This is a genomic window from Foliimonas ilicis, from assembly GCF_039939195.1.
Lineage (GTDB): Bacteria > Pseudomonadota > Alphaproteobacteria > Rhizobiales > Rhizobiaceae > Foliimonas > Foliimonas ilicis.
Map to the genome: position 1 here is coordinate 169,694 of NZ_JBDUUH010000003.1, position 20,784 is coordinate 190,477.

At 60.3% G+C, this 20,784-nt stretch carries 15 protein-coding genes; 2 read left to right on the plus strand and 13 right to left on the minus strand.

Translation table 11 applies throughout. The annotated features are described in order from the left end of the window. Position 1: 1 nt before the first annotated feature. From ABFT80_RS08955 to ABFT80_RS08970, 4 genes are read right to left on the minus strand one after another with little or no spacing between them, the layout of a single operon-like run. On the minus strand, positions 2 to 1,279 hold the full coding sequence (locus ABFT80_RS08955; RefSeq protein WP_347971552.1) for an NAD(P)/FAD-dependent oxidoreductase: 1,278 nt from the start codon (positions 1,277 to 1,279) through the stop codon (positions 2 to 4). Then, entirely contained in the window at positions 1,276 to 1,944 is a 669-nt protein-coding gene (locus tag ABFT80_RS08960) for a VOC family protein (protein ID WP_347971553.1), read from the minus strand. Before ABFT80_RS08960 ends, ABFT80_RS08955 begins: the two co-directional genes overlap by 4 nt. Continuing rightward, entirely contained in the window at positions 1,941 to 3,926 is a 1,986-nt protein-coding gene (locus ABFT80_RS08965) for a hydantoinase B/oxoprolinase family protein (RefSeq protein WP_347971554.1), read from the minus strand. Before ABFT80_RS08965 ends, ABFT80_RS08960 begins: the two co-directional genes overlap by 4 nt. Continuing rightward, on the minus strand, positions 3,923 to 5,992 hold the full coding sequence (locus ABFT80_RS08970) for a hydantoinase/oxoprolinase family protein (protein WP_347971555.1): 2,070 nt from the start codon (positions 5,990 to 5,992) through the stop codon (positions 3,923 to 3,925). The genes ABFT80_RS08965 and ABFT80_RS08970 overlap by 4 nt, the downstream gene beginning before the upstream one ends. 202 nt (positions 5,993 to 6,194) lie before the next feature. Here ABFT80_RS08970 and ABFT80_RS08975 point away from each other — a divergent pair, with 202 nt between their 5' ends. After that, entirely contained in the window at positions 6,195 to 7,214 is a 1,020-nt protein-coding gene (locus tag ABFT80_RS08975; RefSeq protein ID WP_347971556.1) for a LacI family DNA-binding transcriptional regulator, read from the plus strand. Between the two features lie 3 nt (positions 7,215 to 7,217). On the opposite strand, the gene cysG is transcribed toward ABFT80_RS08975, so the two are convergent. The 7 genes from cysG to ABFT80_RS09010 all read right to left on the minus strand — a co-directional run bounded on the left by cysG (position 7,218) and on the right by ABFT80_RS09010 (position 17,586). Beyond that, positions 7,218 to 8,663, minus strand: coding sequence for a siroheme synthase CysG (gene cysG, locus ABFT80_RS08980; RefSeq protein WP_347971557.1), 1,446 nt, complete (start codon positions 8,661 to 8,663; stop codon positions 7,218 to 7,220). Then, positions 8,635 to 11,322, minus strand: coding sequence for a nitrate reductase (locus tag ABFT80_RS08985; protein ID WP_347971558.1), 2,688 nt, complete (start codon positions 11,320 to 11,322; stop codon positions 8,635 to 8,637). Before ABFT80_RS08985 ends, cysG begins: the two co-directional genes overlap by 29 nt. Continuing rightward, positions 11,319 to 11,648 carry a nitrite reductase small subunit NirD gene (gene nirD / locus ABFT80_RS08990; protein ID WP_347971559.1) on the minus strand — a complete coding sequence of 110 codons (330 nt, stop codon included), beginning with the start codon at positions 11,646 to 11,648 and terminating at the stop codon, positions 11,319 to 11,321. The genes ABFT80_RS08985 and nirD overlap by 4 nt, the downstream gene beginning before the upstream one ends. 4 nt (positions 11,649 to 11,652) lie before the next feature. Then, on the minus strand, positions 11,653 to 14,103 hold the full coding sequence (gene nirB, locus ABFT80_RS08995; protein WP_347971560.1) for a nitrite reductase large subunit NirB: 2,451 nt from the start codon (positions 14,101 to 14,103) through the stop codon (positions 11,653 to 11,655). Positions 14,104 to 14,117: 14 nt separating this feature from the next. Continuing rightward, positions 14,118 to 15,416 (minus strand): MFS transporter, encoded by a 1,299-nt coding sequence (locus ABFT80_RS09000; RefSeq protein WP_347971561.1) that lies wholly within the window; start codon positions 15,414 to 15,416, stop codon positions 14,118 to 14,120. A 335-nt stretch (positions 15,417 to 15,751) separates the two neighbouring features. Continuing rightward, positions 15,752 to 16,984, minus strand: coding sequence for a CmpA/NrtA family ABC transporter substrate-binding protein (locus tag ABFT80_RS09005; protein WP_347971562.1), 1,233 nt, complete (start codon positions 16,982 to 16,984; stop codon positions 15,752 to 15,754). Between the two features lie 2 nt (positions 16,985 to 16,986). Next, a complete protein-coding gene (locus ABFT80_RS09010) occupies positions 16,987 to 17,586 on the minus strand; it encodes an ANTAR domain-containing response regulator (RefSeq protein ID WP_347971563.1) in 600 nt (199 codons plus the stop codon). A gap of 804 nt (positions 17,587 to 18,390) precedes the next feature. Between ABFT80_RS09010 and ABFT80_RS09015 the strand changes: the two genes are divergently transcribed. Then, a complete protein-coding gene (locus ABFT80_RS09015; RefSeq protein ID WP_347971564.1) occupies positions 18,391 to 19,146 on the plus strand; it encodes a HugZ family pyridoxamine 5'-phosphate oxidase in 756 nt (251 codons plus the stop codon). Positions 19,147 to 19,163: 17 nt separating this feature from the next. Here the strand turns inward: ABFT80_RS09015 and ABFT80_RS09020 are convergent, their stop codons facing one another. Further along, complete coding sequence (locus ABFT80_RS09020; protein ID WP_347971565.1) at positions 19,164 to 20,015, minus strand: PCC domain-containing protein; 852 nt, start codon at positions 20,013 to 20,015, stop codon at positions 19,164 to 19,166. A 2-nt stretch (positions 20,016 to 20,017) separates the two neighbouring features. Further along, entirely contained in the window at positions 20,018 to 20,776 is a 759-nt protein-coding gene (locus ABFT80_RS09025; protein WP_347971566.1) for an SDR family NAD(P)-dependent oxidoreductase, read from the minus strand. Positions 20,777 to 20,784: the final 8 nt, after the last annotated feature.

Consider the following 20,784-nt stretch of genomic DNA (forward strand, 5'->3'; position numbering starts at 1 on the left):
CTCAGATTTCCTGCGCGTCCTGCCAGCGCAGATAAGGCAATATGAAACGGGCAGTGCGCTTGACGAACGTATGAAACGGGATCGGCGAAAGCGGCGTCGGCTTTAGTGCGAGCCGTTCGTCCGGTACGTCGCAGACGGCATCTGCCAGCACTTCGGCCATCGCGCAGGCAAGCGCCAACCCGCGCCCGTTGCAGCCGACCCATGTCGACAGGCCGTCATCGGTGCGGTGCAGATGCGGCACACGATCCACCGTCATGGCGATCCTGCCGCCCCAGAATTCCTCGATCTTCACGCCCTTGAGATCAGGACGGAAGGCTGCGAGCTTGCGTCCGATCAGGCGCGGCAGGCGGCTGCTTGCGCCCATTTGGATGGCAAGCGCCCCGCCTGAAACAATGCGGCCATCCCGATCCTTGCGCATGTAGCGCAGATCCTGTCGCGTATCGGAAAACGCCTCGTCGCCCGGCAGAATCTTGCCTGCAAGCCCGCCCAGCGGCGCAGTCGCAGCTTGGTAGGATGTGACGGGAACGATGGTGTTTGACAGGCCGGGCCAGAGCTTGCCTGTATGCGCGGCTGTCGTCAGCGCGACACGTTCCGCCCGCACTCTGCCGGTCGGTGTGGAAATGACCCAGCCGCCGCCATCGCGTGTCAGCGCTGTCGCCGGGCTGTTCTCGTAAATATCGATGCCTTCGCTTTCGGCTGCGCGCGCCAGCCCGACGGTGAAGGCGTAAGGATTGATGTGGCCGCCGCCGCGATGCTCCCAGCCGCCAAAATATGCATCGCTGCCAATACGCGCTGCCATCGATTGCTGATCGAGCGATGCGGTGGGTGCGCCTATCGCGGCCCATTGCGTGGCCATTGCGCGGGTCCGCGCGACACGGCCCGGCGTATGCGCAGGCTGGAGCCAGCCGGTACGGCGCGCATCGCAATCGATGCCATAATGTTCGACCAGCCCGAAAAGCTTGTCGGCGGCACCGGCCAGAAGCTCAAGGAATGGTTCGCCAAGCGTTTTGCGAATGGCGTCCGGTCCGTGTCTCGTTAGTGCCGCGATCACCTGGCCGTTCGCCCTGCCGGAAGCTCCGGCACCTATCGTTGCCGCTTCCAGAACGATCACGTCGCGGCCGCGTTTCTTGAGTTCGAGCGCAGTCGTCAGACCGGATATGCCGCCGCCGATGATTGCGATCTCGGCATGAACGTCACCGGTCAGCGGCGGCGCCGAAAAACGCTCGCGCGAAAGACGCCGCCAGAGCGGCGAAGGCGGATTTGTGGGCAAGGAATTCATGAAACCGGTGTTTTCTCGATGAGTATTCCGGTTTCCCGGTGAATTGCATCATGATCTGCGGTGGATAGCGCAGTGGGCAGATCGATTTCGATGCGGCCTTCTGGCTGGTCAGCGATTGGCAAACCATCGCCTGCATCCAGCATTGAAAGCGCCGCACTTCCCGCAACGGACGCAGCCGTGATGCGTGTTGCGCCATTGGCATGTTGCATCGCCTGCGGCGTCCACAAAAGCTGCGGCGTATGGTGCTGGCAATAGAGACATTGCAGGCCCGGCGTCATGGTGCGAGGCAATCGGATGACCGAAAAGCGCAATTCGCCTTCCGGCATCTGCCGTGAAAAATCGCGGACAGGTTCTGCCGCGATGTCTTTGTTCGCCAGCATGGTGGCGGTCCCGGCTATGTCGGTGCTGCGCAGTGCAATGCCGCGAAGTCCGGGCCCGGCTTCAAGCAGCGTCCGCCAGCCTTCGTTTGCTGGGGTCTCTGCCACGATCCCCATCAGCTCGATATAGATACCGCGCAGCATGATGCAGGCGTTTGCCGTTCCCATCGCTTCGCTGTGACGTGCAATCGGAGTCACCGTGAACCCGGCATTGGCTAAGGCAATGCGCGCTTTTTCAAGGTCGGAAACAACCGCGACGAGATGATCGACGGGAAGATGGATCGTCATGTTGCCACCTTCGCGATGGCAGATTCAAAGACACTGCGCGCGGATTGTGTCTTCTCGCTCGCCGCCGGATTGCGCGGGAAACCTTCCGGCAGATGACCAAGCGTTTCTTCCATGATGTCGCGGCGTATCCGCTGGCGTCGGGCGAGCGGAAGCGACAGAAGCTTTGCGTTGAAGGCGTCCATGAGGCCCGGCGTGAACACCGCGTCCCAAGCATCGCGCTCCGGGCCGAACGCGATTGTCCCCGTGCCCGGTTGATGATTGTCGCGCGCGGCCTTGGTCGCTGCCGCATCCACCGCGCCGTTTGAAATCACCACGCCGTAGTCGGAAAAAGCGCCTTCGCTTGTCACAAAGCCGTTTTCGACATCGGCGAGAACGGAGACGGGATCTCGCTCGAAGGGATCCCTCCAGCCACCGGCTCCCGGTGTTCGGAAAGAGACGATGTCGCCTGCATTGACATCAAGCACGTCAATCTTGCCGACATGGCGTTCACCGTCCGTGCCTTCGTTGATAGTCAGGCTTCCGGGCTTTCCCGGTTGCCCGAGATTGCGGCCCCAGGGGCGGAACAGAAGCCGCTCCATGCCACGACCAAGGACATTGGTGCCGTCGGTCAAAACGCGGAAGGTCAATTCCATGCCGCAACCGCCGCGCCATTTGCCCGCGCCGCCGGAATCCGGTCGCAACGCATAGCGCAGGATTTCAATGCCGAGTTCGGCTTCAACCGTTTCGACCGGGTTGTTCGCAAGGTTCGATATACCGGAATCGCGGCCATCCACCCCGTCGCAGCCTTCGCGCGCGCCGGTGCCGCCGATCATCGGCTCCACGACCTGAACATTGCGCCCGCCCTTCGCGTTCGGCTCGGCCATGACGACGGGGATAACCGTGCCGGAGGAAGCCGCAGGCATGATTGAGGGTAAGGCAAGACCGAATGCGCCGTTGAGCACATCGTTGACACGGATTGCAGCGGCATGGCGAACGCCAGTCGCTGCCGGTTCTTCCGGATTGACGATGGTGCCGAGCGGCGCAGTGATCGATACAGGGCCAAGCAGCCCGGCATTCAGCGGCACAGTCGGGTCCAGCGTATGGACAAGCGCCAGCACGCGCAGCGTCAGCCAGGCATGCGGCCGTCCACGCGAGGGTATGTTCATGGCTGCTGCGACCTGCGGGTCCGAGCCGGTGAAATCCAGATGAACCGTACCGTCGCGAATGGTCAGGGTCAGCGCGATGCGCACCGGCAGGCGGCTCACTGCATCATCGTCGAGATAGTCGGTGAATTTGTAGGTGCCTTCGGGAATGCTGGCGATCACCGCCCGCGCTTTCCGGTTGGCATAGGCGATGAGGTCGCGCTGCGCATCGACGAGAGTGGCCGCGCCATGCTGCGCAATGATTTGTTCCACCCGTCGCTTACCGGCTGAAAGTGCTGCGAGCATTGCGCGGATGTCGCCCATATTGGCGTCCGGCGTGCGGCTGTTCGCATCGAGAAACAGTTTGACGTCGCCGTTCATCTCGCCGCCCCGCATCAGCTTTACGGGCGGTATGCGCAAGCCTTCCTGAAAGATCTCGACATTGGTCGGCGAGATGGAGGAGGGGACGCGGCCACCCACATCGGAGCAATGGACGAAACACCAGCCATAGGCGACGATCTCGCCCTCATGGAAATAAGGTGCGATCATGTGGAGATCGGGCAGATGCGTTGCCAGCCCCTCCGAGCGGTACGGATCGTTGGTCAGGATCACGTCGCCGGGCTCCAGCGGGCCGACTGCCTCGATAGAGGGCGCGCATTCGAGCCCGACGAAGCCGGAGACGCCGATGGAGCGTGGATAGGCGAAGAAGCGCCCGTCCAGCCCGGCCAGCGCACAGGCGAAATCGGCGGTTTCCTTTACGTAGAGCGTGCGGCCCGTGCGTTGCAGAGTAAGGCACATTTCCTCGGTTATCGCCGCTGCCTTGTTGTTAAGGATTTCGAGCGTGACGGAATCGAGCTTCATGAGCCTGTGCTTTCCAGATGCAGATTGCCCGCCTGATCGACCCGCGCCGTCCAGCCGGGCAGAACGACTATTGTCGTGTCCTCCTGTTCGACGATTGCCGGTCCCGATAGGCTTTGACCCGCGACAAGGGCAGGGCGGGTGTAGACGGCAGCATCGATCCACGCACCCCGATGGAAAATCGGCCGCACGCCTTTTTGGGCTGCGGCTGTGCCGCCTTCCGGCAGGTTTGGAATTGGTAAATCCGGCGTGATGCCGATTGCGGCAAGTCGCGCCGTGCCAAGCTCGACGATGGCCTCGGTATCCCGGAACCCATAGATGCGTTCATGTTCGAGGTGGAAAGCCTCGGCCACGGCCTGCGCGGTGCTGTCCGTGTCACAAAGTTTTATGCGCAACTCATAGGCCTGTCCGGCGTAACGCATATCCACGCCGCGCTCACTGCGTATTTCGCCGCGCGACCCGCCTTCGGCGTTCAGCCATTTAAGACCCTCGGTCGAGAGAGCATCGAATGTTTCGATAAGCGCCGCGGCGGTAGCCTCGTCCAGCGGCAGGCGCAGGCTGCGCACGAAATCGCGGCGAAGATCGGCACCTGCCGCACCCATTGCGCAGAAAGTTCCGGCGGCGGGCGGCACGATGATGTGCGGAATGCCGACCTCTTCGGCCAGAAGATTGGCATGTGTCGGCCCCGCGCCGCCGAACGGAACAAGTGCGAAGCCGCGCGGGTCCAGTCCGCGCTCGGCAAGCGTCTTGTAAAGCGCGCTGGCCATGCCGGCGGTCGTGACGGCCAAAGCGCCTTGCGCGGTTTGCGCCGCAATGGCCCTGTCGTCGCCGGTCAGTCCTATTTTTTTCCCGACTGTCGCGAGAGCGTCTCTCGCCGCGTTGGCATCTAACTGCATGCGTCCACCGAGAAATCCGGCAGGATCGATATAGCCGAGCGTCAGGTAGCAATCGGTGACGGCAGGCTGTTCGCCGCCCTGGCCGTAGGAGACCGGGCCGGGTTTTGCCCCTGCACTTTGCGGGCCGACCTTCATAATGCCGTGCGGATCGACCCAGACGATGGAGCCGCCGCCCGCGCCGATTGCGCTTACATTGACCACCGGCAGCACGAGCGGTAGCCCGCCAATGTCCGTGCGTGTCGCGAGTTCCGGCATGCCGCCGGAAGCAATCGCGATGTCGGACGACGTGCCGCCCATGTCGAACGTAATAATGCCCGGCGTGCCGGTCGCCTGTGCCAACCGAACGGCAGCCATGACGCCGGATGCCGGGCCGGAAAGGATCGTCTCGACAGGCCGCTCGACTGCGGACGCGGCACTCAGCGACCCGCCGTTCGAGGCGGTGACGATGATGGGCGCGATGACGCCGCGCTCGGCAAGGCCGCGCTGCAAACCGTCGAAATAGCGTTGGAGAAGCGGCTGGATATAGGCGTTTAGACAAGCGACCAACGTACGCTCATATTCGCGGATTTCCGGCCAGATTGCAGCCGCAGAGGTGATGTCGAGCCCGCCTGCGGCGTTCGAAATCCGCGATGCCAGATCGGCCTCGAACGCAGGATCGGTGTAGCCGTTAATTAGAACGAGCGCCGCTGCGTCAAGCTCAAGCGCTGCAAGCTGCGTTGCCACGCGGTTTATTTCTTCATCGTCAGGCCGCATCGTGACTTCGCCGGATGCGGAAAGCCTTGCGCCGATTTCGATAATGCGCCCGCGCGGAACCAGAGGCACTTCCTTTGCAGCATGAAAGTCGAAGGACGACGGCATACGGCAGCGTGCGATTTCCATAATGTCGCGATAACCGCTGGTGACAATCAGACCGATGCGCGCGCCTTTGCGCTGGATGATCGCGTTGAGCCCGATCGTCGTGCCATGCATGAGAACGGAAACGTCTTTCGGCTGCAACCCGACCTGATCGAGAAGAGATTGAAGGCCGACGATGAGGGCACGCGATGGGTCGTCCGGCGTCGACGGTTCCTTGTAGAATGCAAGGCTTCCATCTCGCGGGTCCGATAAAACGAAATCGGTGAAGGTTCCGCCGACATCGATGCCGATCCGGGCACCTGGTTCTGCGACGCTCATGCTTTGCACTTCCTTATTTGCCCGCGAAGAGAACGCTGCCCGCGTCTTACAGCAAGCTTGCTATAGCCGCTTTTGCCCTATTATTTTAGCGCTAAAATACGGTTGCGATTTTAAGTGTCAATGGTTGTGCCGCGACAGAATGCGAATTGCGGAAAGTGTCGATTTGGTAGAAAAATAAGGCTGGGTGTTTGGGGATCACAGCATGAAATCACATCACGCGAATATTCCAGTCAGCCGGATGGCGACGATGCAGGATGTTGCGGAAGCGGCAAGAGTTTCTGCGATGACCGTCTCCAATACGTTCAAATATCCAGGCAGGGTTCAGGAGAGCACGCGGCTGCGCGTGCTCGAAGTCGCGATGGAGCTTGGCTACGTCCCCAATATGTCGGCGGGGCATCTGGCGGCAGGCAAAAGCCGCATCATCGGGGGCACGATTCCATCCGTAAAGAATTCGAGCTTCTATCAATATATCAGTGGCTTGCAGGACGGCGTTGCAGCCCATGATCATAAGCTCATTCTGATGCTGGCCGACACGCCGGAGCAGGAGCTGGAAGCGGTGCAGGCCTTTGTCGGCCTCCGTGTGGCGGGCATCGTCCTTATCGGCAATGAGCATGAAAAAGCGACGATGGATCTCCTGACCAAGGCGCATATTCCACTGGTCGAAACTTGGCTGCTGCATGACGCACTCGACATGGCGATCGGCTTCCGCATCGCCGATGCCGTGCGTGCGGCCTGCCATCATCATATTCAGGCTGGCCGAAAGCGGATCGGTCTGATCGGCAATGACAGTAAGGCGTCACGCCGGTTTCGGGAGCGCCCGCCGGTGTTTCAAGATGAGATGCGCAAGGCAGGTCTGCGTGACGATCTGATTGTCGGGGTGGAAGAGCCACATAGTTTTGTGAGCGGGCCGCAGGCGCTCGATACGCTGCTTGGAATGGATGCCGATCTCGACGCCGTGATCTGCCCGACGGACATCGTTGCCGCCAGCATGATTTTCGAATGCGGGCGTCGCGGGATTTCAGTACCCGAGCGCCTGGCCGTAATCGGCTGGGGCGATTACGAAATCGCCTCTGCCATGTCGCCGGCGTTGACGACCGTAAAGCCGCAGCCATGGGAAATGGGATCCGGTGCAATCAAGATGCTGATGGACTCGCATGTCCCGGAGAAGCGGGCAAAATGCGTCGATACCGGCTTTATGCTCATAGCGCGCGAAAGTGCTTGATGTTCAGACGGCCCGAGAAATCGATGGGGCTTCCGCGGCGGATGATTTCAAAAAGACCTCGCCCACGCCGATAAGCAGCGGCATTGAAACGCCGATCTCGGCAACTTCAAACGCAAGTCTGTCGAGGCGCGTCGTGCGCAGGATTTGCTCCTTGCGCCCGAGCGAGACGGCAATCGCTACCGGGGTCGATGCGACAAGTCCTCGTGCGATCAGTCGGTTTGCAATTTCTGCCGCATTGCGTCCGCCCATATAGAAGATCGTCGTTGCCGATGGATCGGCGATTGCATTCCAGTCGATATCTTCCGGCAAGCCGCCTTTCCTGGAGTGGCCGGTAACGAACCGCACCGATTTTGCGTGGTCGCGATGGGTGAGAGATACGCCAAGTGCCGCGGCCATTGCGATGCCAGCTGAAATTCCGGGCACGACGTCAAAGTCGATGCCTTCTTTTTGGAGTACTTCGATCTCTTCGCCGGCGCGCCCGAATATCATCGGGTCGCCGGATTTGAGGCGAACGACGCGACGGCCAGCCCTTGCGAGCTTCACCATCATTTCGTTGATTTCGTGCTGCTTGCAGCTCGGCCGGCCGGCACGTTTGCCGACCAGAATGCGCTTGGCTTCCCGCCGTGCCAATTCCAAAACTTCATCCGAAACGAGATCGTCGAACAGGATGACATCGGCCGCTTGCAGGGCGCGGACGGCTTTCAGCGTGAGGAGTTCAGCGTCGCCCGGACCGGCGCCGACGAATGTGACGTGACCTGTGTTCGATGGTTGCGCAGCCATCGCATTGTCGAGCGCTGCACGGTCCTTTTCGTTCGGTGCAGGACCGAATGCCCTATCGACGAAGCGTTCCCAGAAGGCGCGTCGTTGAAAGCCTGCGGGGAGGCGGTTGATCACCGCGCCGCGCATATCACGCGCCAGTGCAGCCCAGTCTGCAAGGGATGCTGGCAGCAGCGTTTCAATGCGTCGCCGGACAGCCTGTCCGAGGATTGGAGCCGCACCGCATGTCGAGATGCCGACGATAACGGGCGACCGATTGACGATGGAGCCGAACTGGAAATGACAGTAGGCGGGTTTGTCGATGACATTGCAGGCAGCACCTGCCGCGCGGCAGGCGGCCTCGAAGCGCTCCGCCTCGGCAGCGTCTTCCGCGTCGCAAATGGCTACTGCCGCACCGCTCAGGCAGTCGGGTTTCCACTCGCGGTCATGATGAACGATGTTCGCATCGCGCGCGATCAACGTTTTCATTTCGTCCGAAAGCGCGCGTGCGGGGCTAATGACATGAAGCCTTGCAGCCGTTGCAGCCAGAAGCTCGGCCTTCCAAGCTGCTGCTTCGGTTCCATTTGCAATGATTGTCTTCTTGCCTGTCAGGTCGAAGAAAACCGGAAGAACACCGAGCGGTTTAATGCGCGGCGTGGCGGCTTCACTCGGCTGCCTGGATATGATCTGCATCGATGATGCTCCTTATCTCGGCGCGGCATGAGCCGCAGTTGGTTCCGGCGCGCAGCTTCGCCCCGATGGCATCGAGGCTATTGCAGCCATTGGCGACAGCCGTTGCCAGTTGATTGACCCCGACATTGAAGCAGGAGCAGACGATGCGCCCGATGGCGGGCATGGGCACCGGTGCACGGCCCGAAAGCAACGCGCGACGATCCTGCATCGAAAGCGGTTCATTGCTTGCCAGAAGCGACAACAGCCATTCGCGGTTCGGCAGCATTCCCGGCGGCCCGACGAGCAGAGCTTCAGCCATGCTGCCCTCCGCATCGATCGCCGCTGCACGGAATGTCGAGCCGCTTCGGTCAGTGTATTCGAGAAGCTGGTCGCGCGCATAAGCATCGAGGAAACGCCTGGTCAGCAACACGCCTTGATCCGGCTTTTCCGTGCCGCAGAAATGATAGGCCCAGCCGCCATCGACAGCGGTGCGGCTCCAGTGGACGAACCCGGTTGGGCGGAGGTCGCGCCTTGTAATCAATACGCCTTCCCACGCGATTTCCTCGGCGGTGATGCGTATCGGCACATGCTTCAATTCAGGCTGGCCCGAATAGGCGTCGTTTATCGGTGAGGAGAGGGAGCCTGCGGTCGCATTGGCGGCGAACATGCCGCTCCAGTGCATCGGCATGAAAGCCTGACCTTTGCGCTGGTTGGTGCTGATCCGAACCTTCGCCCGCGCCCATCCGTAACGCGACGATATATGCGCGAGATCGCCATCCTTGAGTTTCAGTGCTGCGGCGTCGACGGGGTGGAGATCGACCGCCGGTTCAGGCGTGTTCGACATGAGGCGCGGCACCTGGCCCGTACGGGTCATGGTATGCCACTGGTCGCGCAGGCGTCCCGTGTTGAGGACAAGCGGATAGGCCGCATCGGCGGCGAGTGCTGGTCCTTCCTGACGGACAGGCACAAAACGAGCACGGCCATCGGGCGTTGGAAACCGGCCGTCGCCTAGCAGCCTGTCAGCGCCTTCAGTCTGGCCAGATTTTACGGGCCAACGCCGCGCTGCAAAACTGTTGTAATCCGCATCGCTGATGTCGGCCAAGCCGCCAATGTCGAACAGCCGTTCTCCGTCATTTTCGAATGCGGAAAGCGCTGCATGTTCGCGGAAGATCGCCGCCTGCGATGGATAATCGAATGCCTCGGTGAAGCCCATTCGTTGCGCGACATCGCAGACGATGTGCCAGTCGGCGCGTGCCTTGCCCGGCATCGGCGCAAAGGCTTTCTGGCGCGAAATGTTGCGCTCGGAATTGGTGACTGTCCCGTCCTTTTCGCCCCATGCGGCGGCAGGCAGAATTACATCCGCATAGCGCGTCGTGTCGGTGCGGGTCACATCGGATACGACCACGAAGTCGCAGCGCTTCAGGGCGTCGCGAACCCGTGAAGCGTTCGGCATGCTGACGGCAGGGTTGGTGCCCATTATCCAAAGCGCCTTGATGCGTCCGTCTGCGGTCGCGTCGAAAAGATCGACGGCTTTCAGCCCGCCGCGCCGCGCCATATTCGGTGCGCGCCAGAAACGCTCGACGCGCTCGACATCGGCGGGGTTTTCAAAGCCCATATGCGCGGCGAGCTGGTTTGCGAGCCCGCCGACTTCGCGCCCGCCCATCGCATTGGGCTGGCCCGTCACCGAAAACGGGCCCATGCCGGGCTTGCCGATGCGCCCGGTCGCCAGATGGCAATTGATGACCGCATTGACCTTGTCGGTTCCGTGCGCGGACTGGTTCACGCCCTGGCTGTAGACTGTGACGGCTCGCTCTGTTTTGGCGAAGATTTCAAAGAAATTCTGAACATTGGCAGTGTCCAGACCGCAGCCAGCAGCAACGCGCGAAGCATTTGGCGCATCGGCCATCGCGACGGCGATTGCGGTGTCAAAACCGGATGTGCTCGCCTTAATGAACTCTTTGTCCAGCGCGCCACTATTGGCCAGATGTGCCAGCAATCCGTTGAAAAGCAGAACGTCAGTGCCCGGATCGACGGCCAGATGCAGATCGCATTCATCCGTCGTTGCTGTCTTGCGGGGATCGATGACGACGATCTTCGTACCGTGTTTTGCCCGCGCTGCGAGCAGCCGCTGGTAGATGATCGGGTGGCACCATGCGGTGTTGGAACCCACCAGCACGACGAGATCGGCCAGTTCCAGATCCTCATAGATACCCGGCACCAGATCTTCGCCGAAGGCACGTTTATGTCCTGCGACCGAAGATGCCATGCACAGCCGCGAATTCGTGTCGATATTGCCCGAACCGATGAAGCCTTTCATCAGCTTGTTGGCGACGTAATAGTCTTCGGTCAGCAATTGGCCGGAGATGTAGAAGCCAACCGAATCTGGTCCGTGTTTTGAAATCGTTTCGGAGAACCGATCTGCGACGAGGTCCAGAGCTATTTCCCATTTAGCGCGTTTGCCGCCAATCTGCGGATGGAGAATGCGCGCGCCCAGACCCATCGTCTCACCAAGCGCTGATCCTTTCGAGCAAAGTTTGCCGAAATTCGCGGGATGGCCTGGGTCGCCGCGAACGGTAACATCACCATTCGCGGCGACCTTCGCCAGCACGCCGCAACCCACCCCGCAATAGGGGCAGGCGGTCCTCACCTCATGTGCTTCAAAGTCCGCTCTTGCGTTCATGCGGCCTTGACCAGCAGGGCCTCAAGTCCGAGCGCAACCATTCCATGCTCGACCCTGACGGGTATCGTCTTGACCGAACCCTCATCGGTGCCGAGGGCCAGTCCGGTCTCAAGCGAAAAGACCCAATTGTGCAGCGGGCAGGTGACAGCCGTGCCATGCACGATGCCTTCGGTCAGCGGCCCGCCCTTGTGTGGGCATCGGTTTTCGATTGCGAAAACGCGGTCGTCCGAGGTACGGAAAACACCGATCTTGCCGTGCGGTGTGTTCACGCAACGCGCGCCGCGCAGCGGTATGTCGTTGATTGAGCCGATCGCAGTCCAGTTCATGGTATCACTCCGCCGCCTGCGCAAAGCCCGCCATCGCCATTGGCTGAAACTCGTGCTTGTCCTTGCCGGAAACGCGCTCGGACCACGGGTCGATCTGCGCGAAGCGCTGCGAGAAAACGAAGCGGTCGTACAGCGACTTGCGCCGCTCCCGATCATCGAGGATCTGCCGCTTGATTTCCGGCACGCCGATGCGCTTTGCCCATTTGTAGATGCGTTCCAGATAGCGCCCTTGCTCGCGGTACATCTGCGTCAGCGCCACGATCACTTCGAGCGCTTCGTCTTCGGTGGGAACGAGGCCGAGAACTTCCGTGCCCTTGATGTCCAACCCGGCTGCACCAGCGAAATGGATTTCGAAACCGGAATCCACGCAGATCACGCCGATATCCTTGCAGGTCGCCTCCGCGCAATTACGCGGACAGCCGGAGACCGCCATCTTCAGCTTGGCAGGCGTCCACGAACCCCACATGAACTTTTCGATGCGTATGCCGAGCCCGGTCGAATCCTGCGTGCCGAAGCGGCACCAGTCTGTGCCGACGCAGGTTTTCACGGTGCGGAGCCCCTTGGCGTAGGCTTGGCCCGAAACGAACCCAGCCTTGCCAAGATCGGCCCACACGGCGGGCAAATCCTCCTTGCGGATGCCCAGCATGTCGATACGCTGGCCGCCGGTGACTTTCACCGCCGGTATCTCGAATTTATCGACGACATCGGCAATCGCGCGCAATTCCTTGGACGAGGTCATGCCGCCCCACATGCGCGGCACGACGGAGTAGGTGCCGTCCTTCTGGATGTTGGCGTGGACGCGTTCATTGATGAAACGCGACTGGTAATCGTCGGCATATTCGTCGGGCCAATCGGCCACGAGATAGTAGTTGAGCGCCGGACGGCATTTCGCGCAGCCGCAGGATGTTTTCCATTCCAGTTCCTGCATGACGGCAGGAATGGTCTTCATCCCCTTGGCCTTTATCAGCCTGCGCACATCGTCATGGCCGAGCGTCGTGCATCCGCACATCGGCTGAACGGCAGCGGGGTTGTAAGCGTCGCCGAGCGTCAGTTTCAGAAGCTGTTCGACGAGGCCGGTGCACGATCCGCAGGAGGCGGACGCTTTAGTGTGGGCGCGCACGTCTTCGAGGCTGGCGAGCCCTTTTCCGGTGATCGCGCCGGTGACTTTTCCTTTGCAAATGCCGTTGCAGCCGCAGATTTCCGCATCATCCGCCAGTGCTGCAACGGCCGCCAAAGGGTCCGATGAGGCGCCTCCCTGAAATGCCTGTCCGAAGATCAGCGTGTCGCGCATTTCCGAAATATCGGTCTGCTTTTTCTTCAGATCGTTGAACCATGCACCGTCACCCGTCTCGCCGAACAAAACCGTTCCGACGATGCGGTTTTCCTTGAGCACGATGCGCTTGTAGACCCCGGCGGAGGCGTCGCGCAGGATGATTTCCTCGCGGTCGTCGCCATCGGCAAAATCGCCCAGCGAGTAAAGATCGATGCCGGTGACTTTCAGTTTTGTCGGCGTGTCGGAATGGACGAAGCGGCTCGTCGTGTCGTCGCAGAGTGCGGCTGCCGCGACGCGCGCCATTTCATAGAGCGGTGCGACCAGACCGTAGATATTGCCGCCGACTTCCGCGCATTCGCCAAGCGCCAGGATCGACGGGTCGGACGTGTGCATCCGGTCATCAACGACGATGCCGCGATTGGTTTCGATGCCCGCATCTTTCGCAAGACCCGTATTCGGCCGGATGCCGACAGCCATGACGACCAGTGTCGCCGGGATGATCGTGCCGTCGGCAAGCTCGACGCCCTCGACCTTGCCATTGCCGATGATTGCCTTGGTATTGGCCTTGGTCAGCACCTTGATGCCGCGTTCCTCGACTGCCTTTTGCAAGAGATAACCGGCGGCAGGATCGAGCTGGCGCTCCATCAGCGTCGGCATGACGTGCAGCACGGTAACGTCCATGCCTTGCATCTGAAGCCCGGCTGCGGCTTCCAGGCCGAGCAGGCCACCGCCGATGACGACGGCCTTGGCGCGTGACTGGGCGGCGAGCAGCATCGCGTGCACATCGTCGAGATCGCGATAGCTGAGCACGCCCGGCATGTCGCTGCCGGGCACCGGAATGATGAACGGCACGGAACCGGTTGCGATGACCAGCCTGTCATAGGCTTCGGTGACGCCATGATCGGACGTCACGGTTTTTGCCGCACGGTCGATCGAGACGATCTTGTGACCCTTGTAGAGCGTTATGCCGTTTTCGATGTACCAGCCATCGCCATGGATGATGATCTGCTCATAATCCTTTTCGCCCGAAAGCACCGGCGAAAGCATGATGCGGTCGTAATTGACGCGCGGCTCGGCGTTGAAGATCGTGACCTGATAGCGGCCGGGTGAATTTTCCAGCAGGTGCTCGAGCATTCGCCCCGGCGCCATGCCATTTCCGATGATGACGAGTTTTTCGGTCATTTGCGGGGTTCCGGTTATTTTGCAGCGAGGGCGAGCGAGCGGTCGTTATCGACTGTCTCGCGCGACATCTTGCGAATGGAGAGATGCATCCAGAGTAGGCTGGCGGTGACGAGTGCAAAGAGCAGCATGAAACAGCTCGACCACAGGCCGGTAAGATCGTTCAGAGCGCCGAATGCGATGGGAAGAATGAACCCGCCGAGCCCGCCGATCATGCCGACGAGCCCGCCGACTGCACCCACGTTTTGCGGATAATAGACGGGAATGTGCTTGTAGACGGCCGCTTTGCCGAGGCTCATGAAAAAGCCGAGCACGAACGTAATTCCGATAAAAGCAAAGGGTGCGATCTCGAAATGCGAGGAGATCGGCCCGTATATGCCTCGCACCACATAGTCGATAGGAGGGATAGACAGAACGAGCGCGGCAACCGCCGAAACCGCAAAGGTCCAGTAAAGGACGGTACGTGCGCCGATGCGGTCTGAAAGAACGCCGCCATAGGCACGAAAGATGCTGGCGGGGATCGAATATGCTGCGCCGATCATGCCTGCCGTGGCGAGATCGAAGCCGTAGACGCCGATCAGGTAACGCGGAAGCCAGAGCGCCAGCGCTACGAATGCGCCGAAGGAAAAGAAATAGTAGAGAGCGAAGCGCCATACCTGAACGTTTTTCAGCGGCTCGAATTCGCTCCAGAAGTCGCGGGGCTTTCCATGGCCTGTGCGGCGCTCGCGGATGACCGGATCGTCGCCGGTGGTGAACCAGAACACAACGGCGATGAGAGCAAGCACACCTGCCCAGATAAGGGCGACAGACTGCCAGCCCCAAGCGATGAGCACGAAGGGCGCCGCAAATTTTGTGACAGCGGCGCCGACATTCCCGACGCCAAAAATGCCGAGCGCGGTGCCCTGCTTGTTCGCCGGATAAAATCGCGAGACATAAGAAACGCCGACCGCAAAGGAACCGCCTGCGATGCCGACGCCAAGTGCCGCGATCAGCATTTGCGGGTAGGTCTGAGCAAAGGCGAGCAGGAAGGTTGCGGCGGCGGCGGCGAGCATGGTTGCCGTGTATACTAGGCGACCGCCGAACCGGTCGGTCCATATGCCGAGCAGCATACGGACAAGACTTCCGGTAAGGATAGGCGTACCGACGAGAAGGCCGAACTCGGTCTCGGTCAGCCCAAGCTCCTGCTTGATGCGCACGCCAATGATCGAAAAAATGGTCCACACCGCGAAACAGACGGTGAAGGCTATCGTCGACATGGAAAGCGCTCGGGATGGAGACGTTTCCTGGCTTCCTTTGGCTGGGTACGGGTCGGTCATTGTGGGCTCCATGATCGCCGGACAGGCAACGGGTTGAGCTGAAAATAAAAAAGCTGCCGGCCAGACCTCGATGCTCCCCTTTGGGAAACACCAGAATCTGAGCGGCAGCTTTGCCTTGGAAGCGCCCGTCATTGGACGCGAATGTCTTGACCCGTCAGTGGGCCTGAAAATTAATAAGCATGAACCGTGCCAGTTTCGATGATTTCGGAAATTCTATTTTGAATCAGCGTATTACGGTACGGTTTAGTTTTTCATGTGCAAATGCCATGCTGCACTGTTACGCGGCAGTCAGGCTTAAAAGGCACAAAAATTGTGCACTGCAGAAAAAAGATAGATCAATTCTTTCGCGCAATCTGACCGGCGATATAGGCGGATAAATGGTCGGGATCGAACACCGTGCCGTCGAAAAAACCGTCCGGGCCAAGAACGAGGCTGGCGCCGGCCGAACCGACCGGCGTGGCGGTCGTCAGTGCGCCTTCGACTTTGGCATTCGCACCCGGCAGGGCGACGCCGAGCGGTTTGAGAGCTGCGCGATAGAGATCGGGCCGGTAACAGTCGCGGGCAATCGCAACATTTCGGGGCGTGTGCACCACGTTCCCCCAGCGCACCATCTGCGTGTAAAACCACAGCGCGTGGCTCTTCCAGGGAAAACTCGCCGCCTTGTCGAAGGGAACGAAGAAGTCGGCGACGGTCAATTCCGTCCCGCCGCCAAGTGCGAGCTTTCCGGTCAGGGCAGGCATCTGCAATTCGGCGGAAGCGCCGAGAAACTCCGGCTGCGCCATCAGGGCGGCAAGTTCGGCGTGGTTTGCCGGATCCTGACACCAGCGCGCCGCGTGATGCAGCGCGCGCAACAGAGCCGAAAGCGCTTCCGGGTGCTTTTCCGCCCAAGCCTTGCGCACGCCAAGCACTTTCTCCGGGCTGTTCTTCCAGATCCTTGCCTTGACCGTTGCGATATGGCCGGTTCCGGCGACGACCGAGACGCTGTTCCAGGGTTCGCCGACGCAATAGCCGTCGATCCGGCCTGCAGCCAATGCGTCGGCCATGAAAGGCGGCGGCACGATGACGATTTCGATTTCGTGCGATGGATCGATGCCGCATGCCGCGAGCCAATAGCGCAACTCGTAACTGTGCCCTGAATGCGGATGGACGACCGCGAAGCGCAGCGGGTCACGCCCGGCCTGCGCTTGCTCGCGGATCAAGGCGCCCAAGGCCTTGCCCGTTTGCGCCGGGTCCAGATCGGGCAGGGCGCCATGTGCCGCCATGCCCGCCCACACTTCATTCGAAACCGTCACGCAATTGCCTCCGAGACCGAGCGCGAAGGGCACGATTGTATCGGAGGCCAGCGGCGACAGGCCCAGATTGCAGGCAATCGGCATCGGTCCCAGCATATGCGCCAGGTCGAAATGCCCGATGGCGATCCGGTCGCGGATATTGGCCCATGAGGTTTCGCGGTTCAGCGTCAGATCCACACTCTCACGCGCGGCAAAGCCCATCTCTTTGGTCGCGATAAGAACGGCGCTGTCAAAGAGCGGCATGAACCCGGCATTGATCTGGTGTTCGGCTTTCATGCTCAATTCTCCCCCGGACCCAAAAGATCTGCGGCAGTTACAAGGCTCTGCGCAATTTCGCTGATCTTGCGGTTCTGGTTCATCGCGGTCGTGCGCAAAAGCGTATAGGCGGCGTCTTCCGACAGACCGCGCGACTTCATCAGGATGCCCTTGGCGCGATCGATCACCTTGCGGTTCTCAAGCTCGCTTCTGGCTTCTTCCAGTTCTCTTGCCATGCGCGAAAAGGCGTTGAAACGGCTGATTGCCATATCAAGAATGGGTTTGACGCGCTCCTGACGTAGCCCGTCTATGATGTAGGCCGAAACGCCCGCTTCGACGGCAGCCTCGATGGATGCCCGGTCCGACCTGTCGACGAACATGGCGATCGGTCGCTTCACGGCGCGGGTGAGCTGGAACATGTTTTCCAGCATGTCGCGGTTCGGGTTTTCGAGATCGATGAAGATGACGTCCGGTTCGATTTCCGCGATGCGCCGCGCGATGCCCGATACGTCGTGGACGATCGTCACGCGATCATGGCCCGCCTCGCGCAGACCCGCTTCTATGATGGAAGCGCGGATGCGGTTTTCGTCGATGACCAATATTGTGAGCGAAGTGGTGGGCATAGGCCATTCTGCCGTACGAACCGCATTGTGCAATGCGGCAAGATCTCTCTATGGCATGGTCGAAATTTCCCGACAATGCCGGTGGTCAAGTTTCCTCATCGCCACGCTCGCAATTGCGTCTGGCCATTGTCAAAGAACAGGGAAGCGGGGCGCCTGGCCGTGCCTTCCTAATAGTTTGTATACGTGGCGCGACGTCCGCACCCCGCCGGTGTCTGCTATCCGGTCGGTCGGGCACAATGTCTCCTGCATTCAATAGTGCAGGCAAACATCGCGGTTTCTCCGCACGCTTTGGGATGTTTCATCGGCGGGGTTTGTCACTTCCCACCACGAACGCATCTTCGGCGCGCCGACCTGTCGGATGCCCTCGGGTCCACCAGCTATCGCTGTTGGCGGGAGGTCATCGCTGTCTGAACCGATACCCCGTGCGCACAGGCTTCCCGCCCAGACAGTGGGGGAATGATAGGAGCGTGGAAAAGGGGATGAATAAAAAACATGAAATTGAAGGCTTTTATCCACGTGGTCAGCGTGATTGCTGTGCCTCCTTCGAGGCTCACTGCGTTTCGGCCCTTCGCTATCGCTCCGGGCGTTCGTTATTCGAAAAGCCAAATCGTTGGCTTTTCGTCCGCTGCGCGGATCACTCCTCACTCTCAGGATGAGGGAGGTGGAGCTGATGACTGATTATAGAATAGCGACTCCCGGGCGTTTGGCAAGTAGGGTAGATGCAAAGCACCCATCCAAAAAAACACATATATTCCAATCTGATAGGTCGATAATCCTCAAGCGGAATGTTGGAGGGTTACAGACATGTTGAACGACTTGAACCGCGCAATCACACCGAGGGGTCTGCCTATAGATGAAGAGGCAGGAATACCGTTCGCTGCGCTGAAAGTCGCGCGAGAGCTGCTGCACACGGCATCGATCGTTTCGCTTTCGACGCTGGACCCGGTGAGCGCGTATCCCTATGGCACGCTTACGAATCTTGCCCTGGAGCCGGACGGTTCGCCGTTTTTCTTTGTGGCAAGACTTGCATTGCATGCACGAAATATCGAGGCAGACAATCGCATCTCATTGACGCTAACCGGTCGGGAGCACGGAGATGTTCTTGTGCGTCCGCGGCTGACGCTGGTTGGAAAAGCAATCCTCGCGACGCGGGATGAATGGGAAAGAATGGAGCGCCGCTATTTGGCCCGTTATCCAAAGGCGAAGATCTACCTCAGTCTTCCAGACGCACAGTTCTATAGACTTGAGACCGAGGATTTGCAGCTTAATGGCGGACCGGCCCGCAATGTCACAACCGATGTGACATCGGAAACATTGAAGATCGATCTAACCGGCGCCGACGCTTTGCTGGCGGCCGAACAGGACGAGATCGAGAGGATAAACTCTATTCCCGATGAAGCATCGCGCATCGCCGCTGTTGCGGGCGCGAAGCAGGATCGCTGGAGAGTGACGGGCATCGACCCCGAAGGCATTCATTTTTCCGGCCCCAAAGCGTCCGCCCGCCTTTGGTTTCCTTCACGTGTCCTGACCGTGGATGCGCTTAGAGAAAGGCTGAGTTAGAAACGGGTGTGTTCACCCTAGTCGCTTTCGACGATCACGATCTCGCAGGTGACGCAGACGGTGTTTACGCCGCAGGTGATTTGGCCTTCGAAGATTTTTTCGTGCTTGTCGACAATGGCGATATCCAGACGGCTGACGGGCGCGCCGTCTGTTGTTTCCAGGGTTCCGTTTCGGATGAACAGTTCCGAGGCGGTTGAGGCCATGTATTGACCGTCGACGAAATCGCAGCCGACGAGGCTGCCAATGCCGTGAATCGTCGCCTTCTCGATGCCGTGTTCGGCAGCGGTGCGTTCAAGTGCTGAGTGGATTTCCTCATTGGGTTTCACACGGCAGAGAACGGCGCGGCGTCCTTCGGCAGGGGTACCGGCCAGAGGTACGGGCGTGAAAAGCCGGAAATTCGTTTCGCTGTCTTCGAGCTGGTCGAGGATTGCGCCTGAAAGCGCGATGACTTCACCTTCGACCGTTTCCGCGAATTGCGCGTCATGCGGCATGATGTGTCCGGCGCCGCGGAAGCCATCGGCATGGCGCCAGATTCCGTGGCAGTGCAGGAAGGTCTCGCCGTCGCGGCGGCCAAAAGAAAGGGTTATGCCTTCGATTTCGGCGCGGCCTTCAGGGGCATGCGTGTCGCTGTACCAGGCGGCGTGAACGCCGTCGTCGCTATCTGCCGGGATGACATAGACCAGTGGCTCCAAAGCACCGCGCGGGATTTCAACGACCGCGCTTTCGATGCCGTGTTCGGCGAAAACTTCGGTGATCGACGCCAACACGCTTACGCCGGGGCGGAAGGACAGCCGCAGCTTGCGGGCGGTGCAGGGCAGGGCCAGAACGCGCGGTTCAAGAGCCTCGCCAAGATGCTGAATGGATCTCATCGTCAGACCCGCGCGGACAGGCCGGAGGTGACGAAACCGCCATCGACGGCGATGACCTGGCCGTTGATGTAGCTGGCTTCGTCCGACACCAGAAATGCGACCGTCGATGCGATTTCGCGCGCCGTGCCATAGCGCCGTTGCGGGATGCGTTCATGCCATTGGGCGCGCACGTCATCCGTGTGGACGGCGCGCGACAATGGCGTATCGACAGCGCCGGGTGCTACCGCGTTGACGCGGATGTTCTGCTGGCCAAGCTCCGTCGCGAGAATCGCGGTCAGCATATTGACCGCGCCCTTGGATGAGCCATAGGCGCTGCGGCCCTTGTTGCCGATCATACCCGAAACGGAGGAAATGTTGACGATTGCGCCGGGCGTTTTTGTGGCGATCCAGTGGCGGGCCGCAGCGCGCGCAACGATGAACGTGCCGGTGAGATTGATGTCCACGATGCGGCGGAATTCTTCGACGCTGGTATCGACCGCAGGCTTGTCCATGCCGATACCGGCCGAGTTGACGATCGCGGCCAGATTGCCGCTTGCTGCAATGTCGGCAATTGCCGCATCGATTTCAGCTTCGTCCGTGACGCTGCAGGCAATGCCGTGGGTTCCGTCAATGCCAACCTCCTTGCAGGCGTCGGCCAGCGCATCGGTGTTGCGGTCCAGCAGATACACAGTCCAGCCTTGCTCTTTGAGAACGACAGCCGTTTCCAGACCTATGCCAGAAGCGCCGCCGGTGATGACGGCGCATTTGTTCTTATCACTCATGGGGCACT

Coding starts and splice junctions, on each gene's coding strand:
- ABFT80_RS08965 (WP_347971554.1), bottom strand. CDS start 3,926: ATGAAGCTCGATTCCGTCACGCTCGAAATCCTTAACAACAAGGCAGCG.
- ABFT80_RS08985 (WP_347971558.1), bottom strand. CDS start 11,322: ATGAACGCAAGAGCGGACTTTGAAGCACATGAGGTGAGGACCGCCTGC.
- cysG (WP_347971557.1), bottom strand. CDS start 8,663: ATGCAGATCATATCCAGGCAGCCGAGTGAAGCCGCCACGCCGCGCATT.
- nirB (WP_347971560.1), bottom strand. CDS start 14,103: ATGACCGAAAAACTCGTCATCATCGGAAATGGCATGGCGCCGGGGCGA.
- ABFT80_RS08975 (WP_347971556.1), top strand. CDS start 6,195: ATGAAATCACATCACGCGAATATTCCAGTCAGCCGGATGGCGACGATG.
- ABFT80_RS09005 (WP_347971562.1), bottom strand. CDS start 16,984: ATGAAAGCCGAACACCAGATCAATGCCGGGTTCATGCCGCTCTTTGAC.
- ABFT80_RS09025 (WP_347971566.1), bottom strand. CDS start 20,776: ATGAGTGATAAGAACAAATGCGCCGTCATCACCGGCGGCGCTTCTGGC.
- ABFT80_RS09015 (WP_347971564.1), top strand. CDS start 18,391: ATGTTGAACGACTTGAACCGCGCAATCACACCGAGGGGTCTGCCTATA.
- ABFT80_RS08955 (WP_347971552.1), bottom strand. CDS start 1,279: ATGAATTCCTTGCCCACAAATCCGCCTTCGCCGCTCTGGCGGCGTCTT.
- ABFT80_RS08960 (WP_347971553.1), bottom strand. CDS start 1,944: ATGACGATCCATCTTCCCGTCGATCATCTCGTCGCGGTTGTTTCCGAC.
- ABFT80_RS08970 (WP_347971555.1), bottom strand. CDS start 5,992: ATGAGCGTCGCAGAACCAGGTGCCCGGATCGGCATCGATGTCGGCGGA.
- ABFT80_RS09000 (WP_347971561.1), bottom strand. CDS start 15,416: ATGACCGACCCGTACCCAGCCAAAGGAAGCCAGGAAACGTCTCCATCC.
- ABFT80_RS09020 (WP_347971565.1), bottom strand. CDS start 20,015: ATGAGATCCATTCAGCATCTTGGCGAGGCTCTTGAACCGCGCGTTCTG.
- nirD (WP_347971559.1), bottom strand. CDS start 11,648: ATGAACTGGACTGCGATCGGCTCAATCAACGACATACCGCTGCGCGGC.
- ABFT80_RS09010 (WP_347971563.1), bottom strand. CDS start 17,586: ATGCCCACCACTTCGCTCACAATATTGGTCATCGACGAAAACCGCATC.